The sequence below is a fragment of the Flavobacterium esculini genome, assembly GCF_048284325.1.
In the GTDB taxonomy this organism is placed as follows: Bacteria; Bacteroidota; Bacteroidia; order Flavobacteriales; family Flavobacteriaceae; genus Flavobacterium.
In genome coordinates, this window is record NZ_JBLVPI010000008.1 from 100,319 (window position 1) to 121,564 (window position 21,246).

The 21,246-nt window shown below is 37.2% G+C and carries 18 protein-coding genes; 4 read left to right on the forward strand and 14 right to left on the reverse strand.

From position 1 onward, the window contains the following. Window position 1: 1 nt before the first annotated feature. The 11 genes from ACNQGG_RS08970 to ACNQGG_RS09020 form a co-directional block, all read right to left on the reverse strand. A complete protein-coding gene (locus ACNQGG_RS08970; protein ID WP_417963160.1) occupies window positions 2-472 on the reverse strand; it encodes a heme-binding domain-containing protein in 471 nt (156 codons plus the stop codon). Window position 473: 1 nt separating this feature from the next. Beyond that, window positions 474-1,184 (reverse strand): DUF3347 domain-containing protein, encoded by a 711-nt coding sequence (locus ACNQGG_RS08975; protein WP_417963161.1) that lies wholly within the window; start codon window positions 1,182-1,184, stop codon window positions 474-476. Between the two features lie 192 nt (window positions 1,185-1,376). Next, window positions 1,377-2,195: a heavy metal-binding domain-containing protein gene (locus tag ACNQGG_RS08980; protein ID WP_417963163.1), complete on the reverse strand. Its 819-nt coding sequence runs from the start codon at window positions 2,193-2,195 to the stop codon at window positions 1,377-1,379. Window positions 2,196-2,215: 20 nt separating this feature from the next. Further along, on the reverse strand, window positions 2,216-2,734 hold the full coding sequence (locus tag ACNQGG_RS08985) for a DUF3347 domain-containing protein (RefSeq protein ID WP_417963165.1): 519 nt from the start codon (window positions 2,732-2,734) through the stop codon (window positions 2,216-2,218). 152 nt (window positions 2,735-2,886) lie between these two features. Continuing rightward, window positions 2,887-3,258 (reverse strand): hypothetical protein, encoded by a 372-nt coding sequence (locus tag ACNQGG_RS08990; protein WP_417963167.1) that lies wholly within the window; start codon window positions 3,256-3,258, stop codon window positions 2,887-2,889. A 323-nt stretch (window positions 3,259-3,581) separates the two neighbouring features. Then, entirely contained in the window at window positions 3,582-4,211 is a 630-nt protein-coding gene (locus ACNQGG_RS08995; RefSeq protein WP_417963169.1) for a hypothetical protein, read from the reverse strand. 182 nt (window positions 4,212-4,393) lie between these two features. Further along, window positions 4,394-5,053 carry a P-loop NTPase family protein gene (locus ACNQGG_RS09000; protein ID WP_417963171.1) on the reverse strand — a complete coding sequence of 220 codons (660 nt, stop codon included), beginning with the start codon at window positions 5,051-5,053 and terminating at the stop codon, window positions 4,394-4,396. Beyond that, on the reverse strand, window positions 5,037-5,924 hold the full coding sequence (locus tag ACNQGG_RS09005; protein WP_417963173.1) for a transcriptional regulator: 888 nt from the start codon (window positions 5,922-5,924) through the stop codon (window positions 5,037-5,039). The genes ACNQGG_RS09000 and ACNQGG_RS09005 overlap by 17 nt, the downstream gene beginning before the upstream one ends. A 158-nt stretch (window positions 5,925-6,082) precedes the next feature. Continuing rightward, window positions 6,083-6,373, reverse strand: coding sequence for a helix-turn-helix domain-containing protein (locus ACNQGG_RS09010; protein ID WP_417963175.1), 291 nt, complete (start codon window positions 6,371-6,373; stop codon window positions 6,083-6,085). 372 nt (window positions 6,374-6,745) lie between these two features. Further along, on the reverse strand, window positions 6,746-7,576 hold the full coding sequence (locus ACNQGG_RS09015) for an RteC domain-containing protein (RefSeq protein WP_417963178.1): 831 nt from the start codon (window positions 7,574-7,576) through the stop codon (window positions 6,746-6,748). Window positions 7,577-7,664: 88 nt separating this feature from the next. After that, window positions 7,665-10,109: an aminotransferase class I/II-fold pyridoxal phosphate-dependent enzyme gene (locus tag ACNQGG_RS09020; protein ID WP_417963180.1), complete on the reverse strand. Its 2,445-nt coding sequence runs from the start codon at window positions 10,107-10,109 to the stop codon at window positions 7,665-7,667. A gap of 255 nt (window positions 10,110-10,364) precedes the next feature. Here ACNQGG_RS09020 and ACNQGG_RS09025 point away from each other — a divergent pair, with 255 nt between their 5' ends. From ACNQGG_RS09025 to ACNQGG_RS09040, 4 genes are all read left to right on the forward strand, one after another. After that, window positions 10,365-10,748 carry a DUF7793 family protein gene (locus tag ACNQGG_RS09025; protein WP_417963182.1) on the forward strand — a complete coding sequence of 128 codons (384 nt, stop codon included), beginning with the start codon at window positions 10,365-10,367 and terminating at the stop codon, window positions 10,746-10,748. Window positions 10,749-10,799: 51 nt separating this feature from the next. Then, window positions 10,800-11,708 (forward strand): helix-turn-helix domain-containing protein, encoded by a 909-nt coding sequence (locus tag ACNQGG_RS09030; RefSeq protein ID WP_417963183.1) that lies wholly within the window; start codon window positions 10,800-10,802, stop codon window positions 11,706-11,708. 140 nt (window positions 11,709-11,848) lie between these two features. Then, window positions 11,849-13,369, forward strand: a complete 1,521-nt coding sequence (locus ACNQGG_RS09035) for a MauE/DoxX family redox-associated membrane protein (protein WP_417963185.1) — start codon at window positions 11,849-11,851, stop codon at window positions 13,367-13,369. A 97-nt stretch (window positions 13,370-13,466) separates the two neighbouring features. Next, window positions 13,467-13,730 (forward strand): DUF6520 family protein, encoded by a 264-nt coding sequence (locus ACNQGG_RS09040; RefSeq protein WP_417963187.1) that lies wholly within the window; start codon window positions 13,467-13,469, stop codon window positions 13,728-13,730. Between the two features lie 69 nt (window positions 13,731-13,799). On the opposite strand, the gene ACNQGG_RS09045 is transcribed toward ACNQGG_RS09040, so the two are convergent. From ACNQGG_RS09045 to ACNQGG_RS09055, 3 genes are read right to left on the reverse strand one after another with little or no spacing between them, the layout of a single operon-like run. Further along, a complete protein-coding gene (locus tag ACNQGG_RS09045) occupies window positions 13,800-16,439 on the reverse strand; it encodes an alpha/beta hydrolase family protein (protein WP_417963189.1) in 2,640 nt (879 codons plus the stop codon). A 3-nt stretch (window positions 16,440-16,442) separates the two neighbouring features. Then, a complete protein-coding gene (locus ACNQGG_RS09050) occupies window positions 16,443-17,840 on the reverse strand; it encodes a RagB/SusD family nutrient uptake outer membrane protein (RefSeq protein ID WP_417963191.1) in 1,398 nt (465 codons plus the stop codon). Between the two features lie 16 nt (window positions 17,841-17,856). Then, window positions 17,857-20,889 carry a SusC/RagA family TonB-linked outer membrane protein gene (locus ACNQGG_RS09055; protein WP_417963194.1) on the reverse strand — a complete coding sequence of 1,011 codons (3,033 nt, stop codon included), beginning with the start codon at window positions 20,887-20,889 and terminating at the stop codon, window positions 17,857-17,859. Window positions 20,890-21,246 lie beyond the last annotated feature (357 nt).

A 21,246-nucleotide genomic window follows, 5' to 3' on the forward strand; every position in this document is an offset into this window, starting at 1 on the left:
CTTAGTTTTCTATTGAAAGGCTATCGGCGGTTTTTTGAATCCAATTAATTACTTCTTTTTTTTGACTACTAGAAAGTATTGCATTCTTATGAATGAAAGTATAAGAAGATAAAGGCATTTCATTAGACTTTATTTGTTTGCTGATTGCTTCTAATTTGCTTATTTGTTTTCGATTTGAGTAGTTTCCAAATTCACTAAAGTTCAAATCTTTCTTTCCATTTTTAATGTGACTTTCCATCAACATTCGCACTGGCTGAATATAGGAATGCCACGGATAATTAGTATTGTTGCTATGGCAGTCGTAACAAGAGGTTTGTAAAATGGTTTGCACATTGGCAGGCACATTATATATTTTTGTAAAGTGCGTAGGCAAAACCTGCCCGTCATCTGAATTATGGGCAGGTTGATACAATTGCATCAGCAAAAAAAGAATAAAACCCACGACAACTATTCTTTTGATGATTTTTTTCATTCTACAATTCTTTTTTCATTGAGCCGCAGCTAAGCATTTTTTTGCCGTAATATGGGTTTTTGATGTCTTTGCTTTCACTAATCCAAATGGCGCCTTTACCATCATCGTACATAGGGCAATGGTCTTGATACAATTTTTGTTCTGTTCCAAAGGTTTTGATTAAATCATTGATGTCTTTGCTTAGCATGGCGAAATGTTCTCTTTGGTGGTCTATTTTCCCTGCATTATCACCTATGTGTTTAGCGTGTTCTTTGGCATCATCGGCGATATCCAAATATTCCTTTTTCAATTTTGCATCTATTGTATTGGGATTTACTTTATTAAAAGTTGCAAATAATGCTTTTGCTGTATTAGAAGCACCTTTTGTATCGTCTTTAGTGAGTGCATTTTTCAAAGCCAAATAATTACTTACAATTTCTTTGATAGAAAATGTAGTTTGTACTACTGACGCAGCAGTTGTTTCGGTTTTGGCTTCAGTTGGACTACCGGAAGTAGTTTTGGCAGCTTCATTTACCGGCGCTGTCAGTTCCATTCCACATTTAGAGCATTTCTCTCCCTTTTTTCCTGTAATTTCTGGATGCATAGGGCATGCATACAATTGTGAAGTGCTCTCTTTTGTTTCTGAATTAGTTGTGACCCCTTCTCTGTTTTTTTGGTTACAAGAAACCATTACGAATGCCATGGTAATGGCTGAAAGAATTATATTTTTCATTTCTTTTTAAATTTATTAATCACTAATTAGGCTACTATGGTACTATTTTATGCTCAATATTTTTTTTGAAAATCCACGTTATTATGTTTTTTTTATTTTACAGCATAATTAAATCATTTTGTGCTTCAATTATAATCATAAGCGCACAGTCAATACATACATAAAAGTAAATCTAAAATTTACAGGAAAGGATTATTTTTTATCACCCTCTTTTTTAGTCATATCCATCCCACATTTCGGACATTTTCCTGGTTCATCGGAAGTTGTACCATCCATAGTGCAAACATATTTTGTAACAATCTCACTGGTGGCTTGACTACCTTTAACAGCGTGGTTATATTTTCTAGTTTTAATCATTTTCATTCCGCATTTGCTACATCCACCTTCTATTAAACTCATTTCTTCCGGATGCATCGGACAGGTATAAGTTGTTTTATGAACTTCTTTTTGTACCATATCCATTCCGCATTTCGGACATTTTCCTGGTTCATCGGAAGTCGTGCCATCCATACTACAAACATATTTTGTAACAACCTCACTGCTTGCTTGACTTCCCTTTATAGCGTGATTGTATTTTCGTTCCGTGGTTTTTACCATTTTCATTCCACATTTGCTACATCCGCCTTCTATTGAACTCACTTCTTCTGGATGCATTGGACAGCTGTAAGTTGTTTTTTGAACTTCTTTTTTTGTCATATCCATTCCGCATTTCGGACATTTTCCTGGTTCATTGGAAGTGGCGCCATCCATACTACAAACATATTTTGTAACAACCTCACTGGTTGCTTGACTTCCCTTTACAGCGTGATTGAATTTTCGTTCCGTGGTTTTCACCATTTTCATTCCACATTTGCTACACCCTCCTGCTGTTAAACTCACTTCATCTGGATGCATCGGACAGCTGTAAGTTGTTTTTTGAGCCTCTTTTTTTGAGGGTTTTGTAACATTTTGAGCTGATGCTACTGTGCTAACTGCTAAGAATACGCTTAGTACGATAATTAATGTTTTCATCTTTATATTGTTTTTAAATATTACTTAATTGTTTCAACTGTTTTACCACAGCCCAACATTTGTGAACCAAAATAAGGGTTTTTAACCGCATTTTCTTTGCTTAACCAATTAGCATCTTGCATTGGGCAATACTGATAATAAACGGGTGCTGTTAATTTTGAAACTTTTATCAATTCATGCATATTTTTAGATAATGATTTGAAAAGTTCCCTTTGCTTCTTGATGTCTTGTGTTTTAGAAATATTTTTAGCACTAGCAGTTAAACTTTTCAAAACTTTCATCCAGACGGTATGCTCCGCTGTTTTTAAGTTTTCCATTTTTACAGAAGTGATCGCTGTTAGTAAGTCCTTTGATTTTACAGAAGCCGTTTTACCATCAGTTTTTACCAAAGCATCTTTCAATAAGAAATAATTATCGAAAACTGGTTTCAATTGGTTCTCAGTTATTTGTTGTGTTTTAGTGTTTTTAATTTGCGCAGTGGAAACCACGACTGATAACAATAGAGTTATTGCCATCATTGTTTTTTTTAATGAGTTCATTGTATGTAAATAATTTAAGGATTGAATTAGCTAAATACCCAAACAATAGTATTTGAAACTATAGTTTAAATTAGAATTAGTCGAAAAAATAAATGATTTTAAAGTAATAATTACTTTTAATTTGACACACTTATGGCTGTCAAAATTGAAATTCAGCTTATTTTTGGTATAAGCCAAAGAGAATAGAAACCAGAAGAAATGAAGGTTTCTGAATTGTAAAAATTTTGTTTTTCGTACGAAAAATTAAAAATTTTGTTATTTAAATTCAATCCATTAATTGTAATTGAACTATTGCATGAAGAAGCGCAGCCACATTTTGAATGCCCGCATTTTCCACCACAACCTTCGTGATTTTTATTTTTAGAATGACTGTCATTTGAGCAAAAACAATCGTCCTTATGAGTTTTTGACGAAGTTTCTTTGTTACAAGAACCTTTCTCTGAATTGTTTCCACAGGCAAAAGTTACTGTTGGCGCCAAGAAGAAGCCAAGTACAACGATTAGAAAAATGTGGAACTTTTTCATCTTTGAAGAATAATAAATCAAAATTAGCTAAATTATAGTAATGTGTCACTAAAAATTTGTTAAAATCGTTAAAATTGATTCCAGCAATAGTATAAACTTTACGGTTACGGACTTGTCGTTATTGGGGTTTCCGATGTAATTAATTCATATCAAATTAATAATCTTATAAAGGCTTTTGCATCGAAACAAGAAGCGATTAATCAAATAGAGGGATTATGTAGTTTAGAGTCTAGAGATAATTTTTCAATGATTATAGTTCAGAATCATTAGTTTAAAAAAATGATATAACTCTCTCGAACCATATGAGAGAGTTTTTTATATAGTTATTTTTGGTTAAAACTGTCAATGTGTAACTGCAAATCATACAAGTAAATCAATTCCTCCTCGTTACTTGGTGTTTGTGCCAGCTGTACAAAATTGATGTTTTGGAAAAGTGAATTTTCTCCCAGTATGTCTTGCATGATGATGAAAACAGCTTGATCTAAAGTCTTTGTATCACAATACAAATTATAGTTTTTCAGAAAAACGATGATATCGAACTTATGCGTTTCTTCATGATACTCTAAAGTTAGGAATTTGAGTTCACTGGCTTTTAATGTAATCTCATGGAAGATATAAGGTTCGTCAAGTCCATCGATAATTTTATCAATTCTTTCGGTTGGTTGTATAAAAGCAGTGAATTTCCAGCTTTTCAATTGCGGTGCATTATCGACTAAATTAATTACTTGGTTAAAGTATTCCGGGTTGCCATTGGCGGTTATGATGAGTTCGGATTTGGCATTGTCATTTTTTGGAAATACAATCATAAAATCAATTTCTTTGCAATAGTAGTTCAGGTTTTTGCTTATCCAAAAGCTGATGTGTTTTTGGTTTTTAGGGGTTTCGTTGATCAGGTTTTTGATGGTTTGATTGTTGTCTTGGAACCAGTTCCAGAAGGTGTTGATTGATTTCATTTTAAATTAAGGTTTTTGATATATGAATTAATATTTTTATTTTTTACCACCCCACCCTTTGGGCACTCCACCAAAGGATGGCAATGTTATCGTTTCTCTTTGCTGTTTTGTCGAATGTGATGAGGTTGAACATGTATTCACGGTTTTCTATTGTTTTTTTATGGGGTTCATGAATGTTCAATTTACCTTTTGTCTTTCGTTCTACTATCAAATGTTATCAAATTGAACATTTGTCGCATCCTAGAACGGAGTCGGTTGCCGTAGCTGTTTTCGATTTCGGAGGCAGAAAGGTTGGTGGTGATGTGCGTGACGGATTTGTTTTCGACAAACTGTTCGTACCGGCTGATGAGTACCTCAGCCATGACGTTGCAATCATTTCCGAAGTGCTTTATTTGCTGTTCGGCACCCAAATCGTCAAAGCAATAACCGGTTAGTTTCGATTGACTGGCTTGCTTTAGCGTGTAACAGTTGATTGCTTCAAAACCGTTTTTGGCAAATTCAAATGATACTTCCCTGCATGTTTTTATTTTGTATTCGGATGAATGATAGGCAAAAGGGCGTACTAAGTTCATTAAGGATGTTTTTCCGCAACCAATTGAACCTGATACTAAAATTCCTTTCGATAAGTCGATCTTTAGGTTCACGGCTGCTTTCTCGTCTTTTATCATATAAATCAACAATTTGTATATGGTAGGGTGATCCATTTCACTGATTTTAAACGAATTTCCATAGGTTGTTTTTCCTTGGTTTTCTAGGTATTCCAAGCATTTTTGGAAATTATACACTTTGAAACCTTTGTGGACCACGAAGGTTTCACGGACGGTTTTACAATGGTTCGTCATAGTTTTTTTGTGTTGCCGTGTGCAAGTGCATCGGTTTTGGTTGGGAGTTGTAATCGGATTTTGGGGTGTTTGTAGCAAACTTAGCTGTGTTGAGCATCCAGTTTCTTGCTGCTGCTTTCCAATCTTTCATTTTTGTTTTACCGCCTATAAGCCAGCCGATGCTGGAGTAATAATTAAAAAACTTATTGGCTTCTATTTGGGAACTTTCCTTGAAAGAGAAGTATTCCAGTATCATTTCGAGTGATGGTACAATGGTTTCAAAAAATAAATCGAGTTCAATTGTTTTTTCTTTTTTGGCGCAACTTTTTTCTTTTTGCCGACCGCTGTCCGTTTGTTCTTTCTCTTTTGGAATTATTATAGGATTCAAATTTTGAACCTGTTCTTTTCTTGAAATTTTTTCTATATCTATTTTTGTATTGTTTAAATTGTTTTTAACTGTTTGTTTTTTATTATATATATAGACCTGTTCATTAACCTGTTCAATAACTTGTTCATTTTTTGATTTAGTCAAATTGTGAACGGGTTCATTTTTTGAACGTGTTGATTGTGCTATTTTTGTATTTGTATTTGTTTTTTCTTTTTCAGAAAAATTGACCATCACGATGTTGGAGCAGGAGTGGGGATTGAATGTTGGGTTATATTCCATAAACCCCAAAAGTTCTAACTCTTTCATGCACTTATGATACGTTGCTTTTGAATTGATCTTGCTGGCTTTCATAATTTCTTCCCGAGAAATGCCTGTTGGATTCTTGAACCTATTCACGTTCCAACATTGGAAGAGCGCCAAATAGAGTGAAATGTGCGTTGGATTGAGGTTAGTTTCAAAATTGATTTTATTGAAAAATCCGGTAAGGTGTTTGATATAGTTCATTAGATATAGTTCAGTTTTTAGTGTTCAGTTGATTAACCATAAGCAGTGCGAAATTGAGGTAAGAGCACAGAGTTGATGAGATTGCTTCGCTAGTTCGGACAAGTGCTCGTGTCGTTCTTCTACGGGATGAAAAAGATTGCTTCGTTCGCAATGACTGGCTATTTAAATAGAGTAGGTGTATTACTGACTTTGTTGTTTTCCAGTAATTTCTCGATGTCTTGATTTGCATAATAAATAGTTCCACCAATTTTAGTGTAGGAAAGTGTTCCATTGATACGCAGGTTTTGAAGTGTTCCTGGAGAGATCTTTAGCAGCTTTCGTACTTCGGGGGATTTTAGCCACTTTTTGGTTTGTTCGGTAATTTGAGATCCGATAATTTTTCTAATTTCTTCTAATAAATCAATTTTGAATTCTAAAAGATCTTCTGTTGTGATAATTGTTGCTGCCATTTTAAAATGATTTAAGGTTATAATTAATTTTATAGCTTTATTGTGGCACAAAATTGATTGCTTTTATTCTTTTTTAATCCCAATGGCTTTCGTAGTACCGAAGTAATTTAACATTTGCACATTTTTAAAAGCAGGTTTTGGGGCTTTTCCGAGTTTCTACTATCTTCATTTTTTGAGTTGCTTAAGTTTTGTATTACACAATCTATTTTTCTAATAAAAAATGCCCCAATTGGGGCATTAATGTGAGAATAGTCATTGTTTTAATGGTACCAAAATAGTACTGGATGACACGCTACTAGGCTTTAATACTCAATTATAGACCGTGTTTCTTGGTTGTATTTTTCGGAAGTACGATTGGGTTCCGATTTTTCATCATTCGTCTTCTTTATGGATTTTCTGCTGCAGATTCAGCATCAGTTCTTCTAAGAATTTTGTTTTGCTGCTTTTTCTATCTTTAATTTCTGAGTAGGTTTTGTAGATATTGTCTATTTTGATGTTGAAGAAATCCTCAAAGGAGGATGCTATAGTATTTATATCGGCAGCTCCATGGTTTAAAGCACCATTGGAGTATAGCGCATAGATTAATTCGGCGAGTGCCGTTTTTGGAGCTGTCCAAAGCAGTACTTTGTGCTTTTTTTCGTCAAATAGTATTGCATTCCCAACTTTGAGTTTCTGCATTGCTTCGCGGATGTAATGAATAAACCGGTACATTGCTTTTACTTTAGCCCATTGCATGTCGTGTGAGGATGAGAATTCCGGGTATTGGTAATACTCAGTCATCGGGGTGAAAGGAAAATTGTTTCGGTGGTTTCTTGTAAAAAACTGATGATCGAGATACGTAGACCCTTGCTCCATGTAATGTACAAAATCGACATTGCGATAAAAGAACTTATTAATTTTTTTCATTTCCTTTTCAAAAAATTCTATTTGATAGGAAGTGCCTGCTTTTGGCTTGCGTAATTCACAAGAACGTACTTCGGTAAAATAGATCAAGTAGCTCATCGGGAGTGGTTTGGTGTTTTTGAAGAAATCAATTTCACACGGTACTGTTTCAAAATCATTTTGCTCAACTTTTTCTTTTAAGTTTGATAGGATTTTGTTGCATAAATTGATTCCGTTACTCGCTTTTTTAAGATGGTTTTCCTCTGCGGTTATAATAGTGTTTATTTGTTTATTAAATTCTTCAATGGTACTTTTGAACATAGGCTTTTGGTTTAACCTCACCAGCCCCTCACCAAAAGGAAAGGGAAGTGAAAAGGGGATTAATTATATTTTTTGGTTGTAGTTAGTTTTAATTTCCAGAACGTGTTTTGTCTTCGTTTTGAAGTGTGCCCATTAATTCCATTGAAAAATTATCTCGTGCTTGAATGTAGGCTACTTTTGGAATTATCGTGGCTCCCAGTTTTCTTTTCTCGAAAGTTGCAGATACCCCAAAATCAATTTTATTAAGATTTAATTCCCGAGCCCGTTTAATTCCCTGAAACAGAAGTTGTCGGTAGAGTTGGAATTCTTTTGCATAGGAATAATCCATTCCTATCAGAGCCGGAACATAGGTATGCTCCGTGTTTTTGTAACAAAATAGAATTCCGACTAGTGGTTTTGTAATTTCTTCTTTTTCTTTATTTTTGAGATATAACAATATGAATTCCCATTGAGGATTACTCTCCATTTTTTGGAATACTTCTATGGGATAGGTGAATGTATTTATTGCATGATTGTTATTTTTTACATTCTGATACAGTTTATATGCCTGCTCTGATTCTTCGTTTGTCAATTGGTCTTTGATCACAATATCAAAAGCTTGTTCAAAAGGCAGTATCTCTTTCATGAAATGCTTTCTGGAGCGGGAGGAAAGGGCAGCCGAAAATTCTTCCACATTGTCCCATTTATTATTTTGTATGATACAAGTTTCGGGCATGTTTATTTTTAAAAACCCTTGATTGTGAAAAATACGATTCCATTGTTCGTCTTCTTCGAAATCTCTTAATACAAGCATGTCTGCGTTTAATTGATGGTACAATGTTTCCACCTGTTCCAGTAAAAGTATTATGGCTTCTTCTGCCGACGGGTGTGTTTTATTGATGTAACAATGATCGCCTTCTGTAAATAAGGAACCCATTCCCAAGACTTTTGAAGTCAGGTATAATGGATTTTGTTTTCTTTTTTCTTCCAGTTGAAGTGAAAGGGATTCTGCAGCTAACATATCGTCTTTCCAGAGTCCGTAAGTAAAGAAAGTAGCAACTATTGGAGTTCCTTTTTTATCAGTGATCAGATAGTAATGAAAGTCCCACTTGTTTTCTGGATAATTGGAATTCTTAAAAGAATTTTCCAAGAAACATAGTCCATCCCAGTCGAATGTGCTTTGTTTCCCTAATAGCTCATTCCAGTTCTGTTTGTTTATTTTTTCTATGGCTGTTTCGTACTGTAATTTTAAGTCTGTTTTTGGCTCTAAATTTCTAACAGTAGAAGCCGTTTCTACAATGCCAAAAGCTTTATTTACTTTGTGTTGCGAATTGCCTGACTCTTCTAATGCTTTTGGGAAATGGTATTCCATCGCCTCCACTAGTGCTTTTATTTCTTCTTTTTGGTTGTGTCGGGAAAGTGTGATTCGAATACCTGTGTTTTTGATTGGGACTGCCGGATAAATAGCCGGATTTACATAAAAACCTTCTTTAAATAGCCGTTGTACCATTTTATAGGCGGTCAAAGGCATGGCGGTACCCAAGAAAAACACAGGGGAGTTATTCAGGGCAATCATCGGAAGTGCAGTTTTTTCCAATAATGATTTGAAATATTCTATTTTTTCTGATAAATCGCATTGTAAGCTGGTGATTTCAGGTGAAAGATGAATGTCTGCCGATGCAATTGCAGCTGCTACAGAAGCCGGTTCCAGTTGTGCAGAAAAAGTAAGCGGTCCACCAAAATTTTTAATTTTTTCACGCAGTTGGTTATCGGTACAAAGTAATGTTGCTCCACTGGCACCAAATGTTTTACTCAAAGTACCGAATAGTAAAACATTGTCCGGTAAACTTTTTAAAATGTCCAATACATATCCAGTACCATTTTTTCCTCTCCAACTCATTCCGTGTACATCGTCAAAATAGAGCTGTAACTGTGGGTATTTTTTGCACAGTTCCATCAAATCTGGTATGGGTGCAAAATCGCCAAACATAGAATATACACCGTCAGCCATATACCATATTTTATTGCATCGTGTCGCTAGGTATTTAATTTTATCCTCCAGCATATTTAAATTGTTGTGTCGAATCATTTCGACCGGAATACCTCTTATTTTTAGTAATTGACAGGCATTCTGAACGCTCCAATGTACCTGATGGTCTAAAATCACACCGTCTTCATCCCTTACCACTGTTGGAATTACTGCCAAATGGCCAAGCGTACTGTTTTTCGTTATTATAGGAGGTATTCCATACATTTTTTCAATTTTTGATTCCAGCTCGTTATATAGTGGATTTGAAATATAGGTTTTGGAAAGTGGGAATTGTGTTCCATAATGTTGTATGGCTTCTATTGCTGCTTCTTTTAATCGGATGTCTTGTTCGAGTCCCAGATATCCTGTTGTACCAAAATGAAACATTTTTTTGCCTTTTATTTGTAGCGTTCGTCCATTCAATATTTGATCTTCAGCATAAAGATGTAGTACTCCTTCTTTTTTTGCCCCCGAGATTACCCCATCTACCGTATCAATGAAATTGTTGTGTTTGATTTTTGCCATACTTTTTAAGTTTAAGTTGTTGAGATGTAAAATTTTACCCGTATTTGCGTCCTATTAGATGCTATTTATTGGGTAAAATTCTGAATAAAAAATTGATAGCGTTGTATCGAATTTTACAAAACTCCCGATGTGATAAGACATACTCCCGATTTGATAACTTCCGTATTTTTTTATGTTATTTATGCTGTTTTGATGCTTTTAATAATTATAATTATTGCTATTTTTACCAAATAACACTATTTTATTTGAAATTTTATGAGACTTTCACCTGACTATTATGAGAATCAATATGCTCATTTCTGGATTCGAAATAGTATTCTTTTTTTTGAATACAAGCCTAATATTGTTATTGATTTAACTGTAGCCCAGCGTATTGTGGCAGATAGAATACATATACAAAATGAGAAAGCCTATCCTATATTGTGTGATATCAGAGGTGTTGTAGATTCTGATAAAGCTGCCAGGGATTATTTGGCTCAATCGGGTTCTGTTTTAACCAAAGCGGTCAGCTTAATTACGCACCAAAACGTTTCCTTAATTATTACTTCTTTTTATCTTAAAATATGTAAACCAAGTGTTCCAACTAAGCTTTTTACTGATGAGTCCGACGCTTTAGCTTTTTTGGAAGGTTACAAGTAATACTATAAAGCACTACTTTTATTTTTAAATAAGTACCCTATACCCCTAAGCATGCAACAGGAAATTAATCAAAAGCGTATTCAAAGTATGTACCAAATGCTTCTTGAAATGGGAAGTGGTAATTTTACGAATCGTATCGAGCGAACAGAGCAGGATGATGAACTGGAGGCATTAGTTGTGCTTGTTAATATGGTTGCGGAAGAAATGAAGGAATCTGTTTTTCATTCGGGCTTTATTAATCCTCATTATACTTATAAAAATCTGGTTCAAACCTCTTTTATTTTGGACACCGATTTTATTATCAGAAGTTATAATTCAGCTGTTCCTCTATTATTAGGATTTTCGGATGAAAGACTCCATAACACTCCTTTTAGTAGTATACTCTCGAAGGAATCCTTGCCCATTTGGGATTCTGCTGCGGTTGGTATTCTTCATGATGAAGCCTATAATAGTATCTTACCACTTGCTTATATTACTCATAAGCAATTGCTTGTGCCTTGCTTTTGTACCATTTCAAGATTAAAGCACAGTACTTCTATTTTAATCAGTTCAGTTACGACTGTTATTGATGAAACGCTACTCGCTAAAGCATTGGTTTCTGTAGAAGATACTAATTTGCTTAGTGGTTTCAGTAGTTATGCTGATGTACAATTGATACAGCATGTATATGATTATATTTTAAAGCATTTGGATTCACCGTTGCCCTCTTTAAAAGAGCTCTCTCAAATTTTTGGAACCAATGATAATAAATTGAAACAAGGGTTTAAACTTTTATTTAAAACGAGTATTTACCAATTCTATACTAATGAACGGTTAAAAAGAGCACATCTTTTGATCCAGCAAACCACAATACCCTTAAAAAGAATTGCTACTATTATGGGATTTAACACCTATCCCAATTTTTCAAGAGCCTTTAAAAAACATTTTGATTATGCTCCCAATGAAGTCGAGAGGAGGTAGCTGGTTAGAAGTTAAGAGTTAGAAGGTTGCTTTCCGTTATTTAAAAACTCCCTTTTGAGCAAGTTAAGCTCCCGAATTGATAACACTTATTCTTTTGTTTTTTCGGAATTTTATATCGGATTAATTTAAAGTTTATCGATATGAAACTAAGTGCTTCAACCCAAAGTATTCTTCTCAACAGTATTTGCCTGTTGTATGTTTTATTGTTTGTCTATGCCGCTGCAAGCAAATTTTTGGATTTTGAAAACTTTCAGGTGCAGTTGGGACAGTCTCCCTTGCTAAGTGCTTTTGCCGGATGGGTTTCATGGGGTATCCCGATTACAGAAATTTTGATATCTATTGCTCTGCTATTTTCAAGATATAGGTTAGTTGGTTTGTTTGCCGCTTTCAGCTTGATGGTTCTATTTACAACCTATATTATTATCATTTTGAATTTCAGTTCCTTTATTCCTTGTTCCTGTGGTGGTATCCTTGAAAAGATGAGCTGGACGCAACATCTGGTGTTTAATATTGTGTTTGTTTTTCTAGCTCTTATCAGTATTCTATTGATGATACCTAAAAAAATAACCGAGAATACTAAAAAACATAAACGTATTTTTATTCTAATTCCAGTCGTATTCGTTTGTAGTATTGTCGTTGTGATTTTACTTTTTGTATTATCAGAAGACATTATTCATCATCGTAACAATTTTATTCGCCGTTTCCCGCACCATCCGATTACAAAAACACATGAAGTAGACCTAAAGCATCCGTCTTTTTATATTGCAGGAATTGAGAATGAGAAAATTTATCTAAGCAATTATGAGGCACCTCTTCATGTCTTAGTGATAGACACGGCATTGCAGCAGCAACAACCCTACGTCATAAAACTGTCCAAACCGGACTTGACTTTTCGTTCTATACAGGTGCGGGTTCAATACCCATATTTTTACCTGATGGACGGTACTGTTCCTTGCATTTTCAGAGGCAATCTAACGGATTGGAAAGGCAGTTTATGGATGTATGGTACAGTCTATTTTACAAAGGCTGAGCCGCTAAATTCTGAAACTTTCGCTATGCGTACCATAAGCAGTAAAAACCATGAAAATATTTTGGGAACTATAACAGTTACGGATACTACTAAAGTAAGATTAGCTCCGCACTTATTGGAAAAACAAATTGATGGCGTTTTTGATACTGATGGCATGTTGTTGTACAATACTCAGTTAAGGAGAGTGCTGTACACCTATTATTATCGTAATGAATATTTGGTTAGTACTATCAGCTTGAATACTGTAGACCGCGGCCATACTATCGATACGATAAGTCGGGCACAAATTAAGGTAGCCCATATCCGATCAAATAACCAAAATAAGCTTGCCGCACCTCCGCTAATCGTAAATAAAATGACGGCTACTTTCGCCAATTATCTTTTTGTACACGCAGCACTTATGGGACGCTATGAAACTGAAGCTATGTGGAACAAAGCATCTATCATTGATGTTTACGATTTTATTGAAAATACGTACTTGTTTAGTTTTTACGTTCCTAACCTACTGGATCAAAAAATGACTGATTTTAGGGTATTCGACGATGTCTTTGTAGCCCTCTATGATCATTCAATTGTGACTTATGCGATACGGAGCGATTATTATAAACCTACGATTTCTAAATCACCCTAATTTATTAAATACGAAATTAAAATATACTGCGCGGTATCAGGACTTCGATCGAAAACCTGTAGAAAAGAGTAGATCATTAACTGTTAATTTTATTATCATGAAAACAAATTTTTTAAAAATGGGATTTCCCATTGCAGTAGTTGTTTTAGCGGTTGCGGGAGCTTTCGCCAACAACATTTCACGTGCTAATTTGAGCACCACTATTGATGTTAATGGACATCTTCCTGCTTCTTGCGAGGAAAAAAACGTAAAGTGTTCCACAGTTCCCAATCCACAAATGTGTACTTTTAGTGGTCAGCAGCTTTACCGCCTAAATGCTGCAGGAACCGATTGTCCAGATGCGTTGTATAAAAAAATTTAATAACCGTTCGCAAGCCAATATTTATTGGTAATACAATGCTGGATTTTTTAAAATCCAGCATTGTTGTTTTTAATTACTACTCAATTTGTCAGTACAGGGCCTTTCTTTGAGATAAAAATCGAACCATTCTTTAGTACGCTGTGTAAGGTCGTTTTTTGTCTCCCGTTTTAAAAAGGAGTGGTTTTCTCCAGGATAGACTAAAAATTGGTTTGGCTTTTGCAGCCTGCGTAATGCTAAATGTAATTCAAGCCCTTGTGTCCAGCTTACCATTCTATCCTCCAGACCGGACCATATTAATAAAGGGGTATTGATTTTTGCAGCCTGTGCTACAGGCGAGTTCTCAATATATCCCTGATAATTCTCAAAAAGGGATAACCCCATCCGTTGTTGCTGTGATTCGTATCTCCACATCCTAGGATGTCCCCAGTTATCATCCAAGCTAAGGTATTGGCTTACAAAGTCGGTTAGTGGACAACCCGCTACCGCTGCAGCAAAAATATTGGTTTGTGAAACAATATATGCTGTTTCATAACCGCCAAATGAGGCCCCTGTCAATCCGATGTGTTGCTCTTCTACAATCCCTTTTGCAGTTACTGCTTTTACGGATGCTACTACACAATCTGTTGCTGATTTACCAGGTTCCCCTACTTCATACGTTATATCAGGATATAAAACCAGATAGCCATCCAAACTGTAATTGGTACGCGGAAATGCATCCGCTGCATTTTCTTCCGGATTGAAGTAACGGTGCAATATGTGCGATTGTTTTTCATAAATATTTACAATCATGGGATACTGTTTGCCTTTTTGAAAGTTGGATGGATAGTAAAGCACTCCTTGTAGCGGAGTTCCTTTGGAATTGCTATAGGAAATCAGTTCGGCATTTCCCCATTCAAAATGGTTCTGTTGTGAATTGGTTTGTAACAATATGGTTGGCTGTTGCTCTTTTCCGGTCCAGAATAATAATCGTGGAGATTGTTCAAAAGACTGCTCCCGGTATATATAGACTGGAGCATGTTCTGCCTTTATCAGGTGGTCTATCATTTTATCTTTATAAACGATATTTTTGATGCTTCCATTGGGCTGCCAATAACAATAGCCCGATGATTTGTCATCGCCAAAAGCTTCCAATAGTAATCCTTTAGAGAGATCAAATTTATTTCCGGGCAAGATAGCATTTCCTAACAGTTGCGAATCCTGATAACTGTTCTCAGCAATTCGGTATTGAATATGCTTTTCACGGCCGTGGGTTAGTCTTTTTCGTGATCTCCTATCGGCAGAGAGCAACCAAATATCATACTGATCGTAAACAATCAGGTATTTTTCATCCGCTGACCATCCCGGGCTTCCATAAGGCGGGGCAGCGCCTGCGCAATCGTAATCCATTTCATATATGGGTATTCCCAAAGGCAATGTCAGGTTGATATGGCTATCCTCCTTACTATTGTAAATCCACCAATGCTGTTCTTTAAAATAGTTGATGAAATTTCCTGAGCCGGAACCCTTGATGAAATCAAATTTTCGGATTTGTTTTTCTATTATTTTTTTGCTTTTCCCCGTACTGACATCCGTTAGCACATAATCAACAGGACTGGCAATTTCATACTGTGGTTCATACTGCATCGGATTATGGTTTAAAGCATAATTTCCATCTGCCATTAATTGCGTTTTCGGAAATTCGTCGGATCCTATTTTGAAAAATTTGTTTTCATCAGGCCACCAAACCGCCATTTTAGAACTGTATTGCCATCCGTCGACACTCTTTTGATTAGGGTAGGTCCATGGTGTCGCCCCATCCCATATCTGAACAATTTCTTTGTCGTTGGTCTGTACTTTCGCAGCGGTTATATAAAAGAAAACCTTTTTACCGTCCGTTGCCATCTCCAAGGATTTTTTTGCTGGAGGCGTTACAATTCGCATCCCATTTAGGATGTCTTTATCTACCAAGGGATCCAAGTTATGCAATTTGGGAGTTGCATCCATGTGATTTAGGAAATACAGTTTGTGGTTGGTTCCTTGGTATTCATCCTGTGGGAGTTCCTGTAAAAAAGCCAGTGCATTTCCGTCTTTATTCCAGATTAAGTTTTTAAAGCGTTTCGCTGAACTCTGAATTATTTCCGAAGTGTGAAAGTTCTGGTCTAGCCAAATTAGCTTTACGGCATTTTCCTGTTTTGTTATGTATGCCCCGATTTTTCCATCCGCATTAAAACGATATTCTGAAATGTCTTTTGCGGTATAATGCATTCCTGTTTCCATATTCAGGATATCGAGTTCTTGTTCCGGTCCTGCTTTTTTAAGCAACGCCAGGTATTTTCCATTGGCAAGGAATTCATAGGAAACAACATCTGCAGTCCATTGGATTTTTCCGCTCTTTAAATTCAATATAAGAAGTCCTTTTTCCGGTTCGATTGCAGCCCACCATTTTCCATTGCGACTGAAACTTTCGTCTGCCGCTGAAGGGCAACTATATTTTTTATTACCCATGGTTTGCTGTACGAAAACGGTATCCTTACCAGAATCATAGGCAAGTTTGTAGCTTACCCATTTGCCATCAGTAGACAGTTTCTCTGCAGTTAGCGTACTCCATTGGCTATAATCTGCTGGCGTGACCTGTTTTTTTACTAGAGTCTGTCCACAAATGGATACAGACCCTAATAAAAAAAGAAATAATAGTAAACGGTCTTTTACAATTATTGTTAAGTTGCCCATAATTTAGTAGCCTGGGTTTTGAGGCTGGAGGTTGCTATTTACCAATAGTTCCGATTCTGGTAATGGTAGCAGTATATCGCTATTTTTCCATGCCGGTTTTATTGTGCTTAAAATAGCATTGGCCCTTCCAGTGCGTTTCAGGTCAAACCATCGGTGCCCGAATTCGGTGAACAATTCTATTCTTCGTTCTTGCAAGATGGCATGCAACAAACCTTCCGAAGTATTCACAATTATATTAGACAAGCCCGCTCTTTGACGGATTTTATTGATGTCGTCCCGTGCTTCGGCTAAGTTGTTTAAATGCGCCTTGGCTTCCGCCCGAATCAGGTATTGTTCCTCTAAACGGAAGATTATCGAATACTCCTGAGACGTTCCCGAATTGGTGTCCAGTTTGTATTTAAAAGGAAAGTAATAGGTGTCTGTTCCATCACTGATACTGCCCAGCCAATGATTTTTTCTTTCGTCTCCAGTTTCAAAGGCATCCAGCAGTTCCTGACTTGCCGCTTCAATGGAAGGTGGTGTACTATTAAAAATAAAGCTCCGGCCTTCGATTGTATTTAAACCCGCTACTCCTGGATGCAATTGCCAAATCGTGGCAGGACTGTCCTTTAAGAATACACGATCCAGATCTCCCTGCCATTGGTAAAGTGCAGTCTTGTTGATAACAGCACTGGCTTCCACTTCTGCTAACTGCCATTTTCCGGTATATAAATAGACCCTTGCGAGTAAGGCCACCGCCGTATATTTATTGGGCCGTATTCGTTGTGCTGAAGTATAGGTTTCAGGCAATAGGTCTTTGGCTTCCAATAAATCGGCTATTATTTTTTCATAAACGACAGTTTCAGACTGCCGTGAAACCACAGTGTTCGTTTTGTAATCCGTAGTGGCGATGTATGGAATATCCCCAAACAAATTTACCAAGTAGAAGTGTATAAAAGCACGGATAAAAAGTGCCTCTCCCTTCAGGCGGTTTCGATTATCACCTGTAATTGCTGTTGAATTCTCCACGCCTTCCACGATGGCGTTAGCGGCGTATATCTGATTGTATCCGCTATTCCATATTACGGAAACCCCACTATTGGAAGACAGCACCGTGTGGTTATAAAAATATTGTAACGGTGCATCGCTAACTCCGTAATAGGTTAATTCATCCGCATAGTTTCCCATCAGACTGGAAATTCCGTCAGAATTCCCAGTAATCATACTGTAATCCCGCATTTGGGCATAGCAGTCGGAAAGGGCTGCCGTTGCTGTTTTTACATCTTGAAAAACGGCTGTTTTTATCAGCTGTGACTTTGGAAGATCCGTTTCAGTGAAACTATCACAGCTGTTAAGCCACAAGCACATCGTTACTATAAAGAGTAAAACTATTCCTATTTTTATTTGTTTGTAGTATTTCATGTTATTCAATTTTATGTTATAAACCCAATTGTATTCCTAAGGTAATCTGGCGTAAGGGTGGTATGAAAAAGGAAGATTGATTCTCAGGATCAGCTCCTTTGTAATGGGTAAAAGTCAACAGGTTTTGCGCCTGCAAGTAGAGTCTGGCGGTGCTGATTTGCGATCCTTTTGTCGGAATCGTGTACGATATGCTGATGCTTTTCAATCGGATGTACGAAGCATCACTGATTGTTGCACTACTATTGCTGTAGCGTGACCACGCATCAAGCGCCTCCCCATTTTCTCCTGTAGTATATAGCTGTGTTTCGGAAGCTGGACCATTCACTGGCCAATGGTTCCCGATTGCTACAGGCTGATTTACAATGTCTCCCGCCCAAGAGGTATTGTACAGATAATTTCTGGCTTTTTGTTTTACAAACTGAAATAAGAAATCCATGGCCCAGTTTTTATAGCTCCATTGGTTTGCAAAACCGCCATACCATTTGGGAGCGGTGTCTTCGATCCATTGCTGGTCATTGGGGCTGCTGATTTGTCCATCACCATTGTAATCCTCAAACGTATACAGCCCTGTTTGCGGATTGATTCCGGTATAGTGGTAGACTTTCTGAATGCTTATTGATTCCCCAATCACATACCTATTGGCATAAGGAGAACCTTCCAAATTAGGGAATTCCAGCAACTTGTTTTTAGGAATTGTTACGTTAAGATTTGTTGTCCAGTTGAAATTTTTACTGCGGAACTGCACGGTTCGCAATTCCAATTCCAATCCTTTATTTTGTACTGTTGCGTCGAGATTTGCCAGCAAGGAGGAAAATCCAGTGGTGCCTGCTAACGGAATACCCACCAATTGGTTGGAAGATCGGTTGCGATAATAGGCGGCAGTCAAGAAAATACGATCATTGAGAAAACCCAGTTCTATTGCTGCTTCTAATTTCTTATTGGTTTCCCAACCAAAATCAGGGTTGAAGAGACGAGACGGTTGTATCCCAATAACACCGTTGTAGTTGTTTCCTGTAACATCATAGGTATCCAAAAACTGGTAATCACCAATCTGGTCATTGCCACTAGTTCCAAAACTTGCACGCAATTTCCCGAAACTTAGGAAGGTATTATTATTGATAAATGCTTCCTTGGAGAATACCCAAGCCGCGCCAATCGCACCGAAATTAGCAAAGCGATTTCCTGGACCGAAACGGCTGGAGCCATCGCGTCGTCCTGTTGCATTGATAATGTATTTGCTTTTCCAATTGTAATTGATCCTGCCAAAAAAAGCTTGGTATTTGTATTCTGAAAACTGATTGCTGGCTATGTTTAAGCGTGATGCTGCGGCAAGATTGTAAATCAAACCGTTGCTGGGAAAACCAACCCCTGTTTGTGCTAATTGACTTGATTTTTGGTCCTGAAAAGTTGCTCCTGCCAGCACGTTTATTTCCCCGCTGCCTACTTTTTTTTGCCAGTTCAGTTGCGGTTCAATCGTCCAAGAATGGCTTGAAGCATTGTTGACATATAGTGTTGAGCGTTCACTTCCAAAGTTAAAGGCCGGATTGTACATCGTTGAAGGATTGATACGGCTTTCCTCTACGCGGTTGTCTGTATAGCCAAGGCTCGTTTTCAATTCTAAACCTTGTAAAAGCTGATAGGATAGAACCGTATTGGCAATAAGGGTTGCAGTGTTAGCGGTATATTTTCCATTTAAAGTGGCCAGTGGATTGCTCCACGTATTATTTTCCCAATTCAGGTTTCCGTTTGCATCATACAATGCTGGTGCATTGGGAGTGAGTACCGCGGCTTTATATGTGAAGTCTGACGGCGGAAGAATATTTTTATCGGCAGTATAATTAGCAGAAAAGTTTATTTTGAAACGCTTATCCTCAGTACTATGGGTCAGGCTGGTATGTGCCGCGCCTTTGCCATAATGGGCATCTCCCGGAAAAACTGTTGTTTCCTTATGCATGGTCCCGCTTACTAAGTATTGGGTTCCGGAACTGCCGCCTGAAATTGTGGCTTGTATGTTGTTGGTTTCTGCCGTGCCACCAATCAGTTCTTTTTGCCAGTTGGTATAGCGGTTTTGATCCCATTTGCCGTTGACATCGTAGGCATTTGCAGGATATGTCGAAATCTCATCGTTGGCGAAAGCCTCGCGTCGCATGGACAAATATTGTTCTGTATTCATGAGCTCCATCGTACGGGTCAGTTTTCCCAAACCGCTGTAGGTATTCAGGTTAAACCTCGTTTTGCCCTCTTTGCCTTTTTTAGTAGTAATCAGAACCACGCCATTTGCACCACGAGAGCCATAAATAGCTGTCGCATCGGCATCTTTTAGCACTTCGATGCTCTCCAAATCGGATGGGTTTATTCCATTTAAAGGGCTTGTAGTACCTGCAAGTATGCCTGAAGAAGCAGAGCTAAAGCCGAGGGATTGGGAACTGTAAGGTACACCATCGACTACATATAGGGGAGCATTTCCTTCGGTGCGGATACTGTTCATTCCCCTGATTTGTATGTCGAATCCACCACCAGGCGTGCCTGTGGCTTGTGTGATATTGACGCCAGTCATACGACCTTGCAGGGTCGCCAAGGGATTGTTGACGGGTTGTTTTTCGAAATCCTTGGAAGTGATTTTAGAAATGCTTCCGGTACGTTCGCTTTCTTTTACGGTATAATAACCTGTGTTGACACGTACTTCCTGCAGCATGGTTGCATCTTCCTGCAATTGTATGTTAATTGTTTTCTGTCCGTTTATGGGAACTATCTCTGTTTTGAAGCCCATAAAAGAGAAAACTAAGGTATCGTCAGGTGATGCGACTATACTATAATGCCCGTTGAAATCGGATATAGTTGCTGTTGGTTTTCCTTTTATGGAAATAGTAACTCCCAGTAAGGGGCTGCTGCCATCCGTGATAGTCCCGCTTATTTGAGTTTGTTGGGGTAGAGACTGCATTTGCCTCAGTACGGTTTTTGCTGGAGCTGGGGTGTAGGATAGCGAGAACCCAAAAAGAATCAGGTACCAAAAAGCCGAACCACCCTTGTAAAATGAAAATTTATTCATAATATTGGTATAGTTAAATGAAACGTTAGTTTTGTTAGCGATGGTCCTCTATACTTGTTTGGTCACGGGTTAGAGGGCCTTTTTTTATGCGTTTTTAATAACCTGTACTGAACTTTACTAATTCAAAACAAAGAACAAGACAGCACAGGCATTAAATAGGTAGTATTTCTTTTTTTATTTCATAGGCATGCAAAAGGTTAAACGGTTAAACATTAACTGTTACTGCGAGACTATGAATAATAATGAAGTACGCTAAGAATATGAAGTTGAGTATGCCTAAATAATGGACAAAAAAATGGCATGGAACTCAGCTTATTGACTTTGAGGTACTGGTATACCGAGCAACAATAAGTGAGC

Bases quoted from the DNA above. Each gene is read 5' to 3' on its own strand.
- ACNQGG_RS09015 (WP_417963178.1), bottom strand. From the start codon at position 7,576: ATGTTCAAAAGTACCATTGAAGAATTTAATAAACAAATAAACACTATT.
- ACNQGG_RS09020 (WP_417963180.1), bottom strand. From the start codon at position 10,109: ATGGCAAAAATCAAACACAACAATTTCATTGATACGGTAGATGGGGTA.
- ACNQGG_RS09000 (WP_417963171.1), bottom strand. From the start codon at position 5,053: ATGACGAACCATTGTAAAACCGTCCGTGAAACCTTCGTGGTCCACAAA.
- ACNQGG_RS09050 (WP_417963191.1), bottom strand. From the start codon at position 17,840: ATGAAATACTACAAACAAATAAAAATAGGAATAGTTTTACTCTTTATA.
- ACNQGG_RS08970 (WP_417963160.1), bottom strand. From the start codon at position 472: ATGAAAAAAATCATCAAAAGAATAGTTGTCGTGGGTTTTATTCTTTTT.
- ACNQGG_RS09040 (WP_417963187.1), top strand. From the start codon at position 13,467: ATGAAAACAAATTTTTTAAAAATGGGATTTCCCATTGCAGTAGTTGTT.
- ACNQGG_RS09055 (WP_417963194.1), bottom strand. From the start codon at position 20,889: ATGAATAAATTTTCATTTTACAAGGGTGGTTCGGCTTTTTGGTACCTG.
- ACNQGG_RS09035 (WP_417963185.1), top strand. From the start codon at position 11,849: ATGAAACTAAGTGCTTCAACCCAAAGTATTCTTCTCAACAGTATTTGC.
- ACNQGG_RS08975 (WP_417963161.1), bottom strand. From the start codon at position 1,184: ATGAAAAATATAATTCTTTCAGCCATTACCATGGCATTCGTAATGGTT.
- ACNQGG_RS09005 (WP_417963173.1), bottom strand. From the start codon at position 5,924: ATGAACTATATCAAACACCTTACCGGATTTTTCAATAAAATCAATTTT.
- ACNQGG_RS09045 (WP_417963189.1), bottom strand. From the start codon at position 16,439: ATGGGCAACTTAACAATAATTGTAAAAGACCGTTTACTATTATTTCTT.
- ACNQGG_RS09030 (WP_417963183.1), top strand. From the start codon at position 10,800: ATGCAACAGGAAATTAATCAAAAGCGTATTCAAAGTATGTACCAAATG.
- ACNQGG_RS08980 (WP_417963163.1), bottom strand. From the start codon at position 2,195: ATGAAAACATTAATTATCGTACTAAGCGTATTCTTAGCAGTTAGCACA.
- ACNQGG_RS08985 (WP_417963165.1), bottom strand. From the start codon at position 2,734: ATGAACTCATTAAAAAAAACAATGATGGCAATAACTCTATTGTTATCA.
- ACNQGG_RS09010 (WP_417963175.1), bottom strand. From the start codon at position 6,373: ATGGCAGCAACAATTATCACAACAGAAGATCTTTTAGAATTCAAAATT.
- ACNQGG_RS09025 (WP_417963182.1), top strand. From the start codon at position 10,365: ATGAGACTTTCACCTGACTATTATGAGAATCAATATGCTCATTTCTGG.
- ACNQGG_RS08995 (WP_417963169.1), bottom strand. From the start codon at position 4,211: ATGAAATCAATCAACACCTTCTGGAACTGGTTCCAAGACAACAATCAA.
- ACNQGG_RS08990 (WP_417963167.1), bottom strand. From the start codon at position 3,258: ATGAAAAAGTTCCACATTTTTCTAATCGTTGTACTTGGCTTCTTCTTG.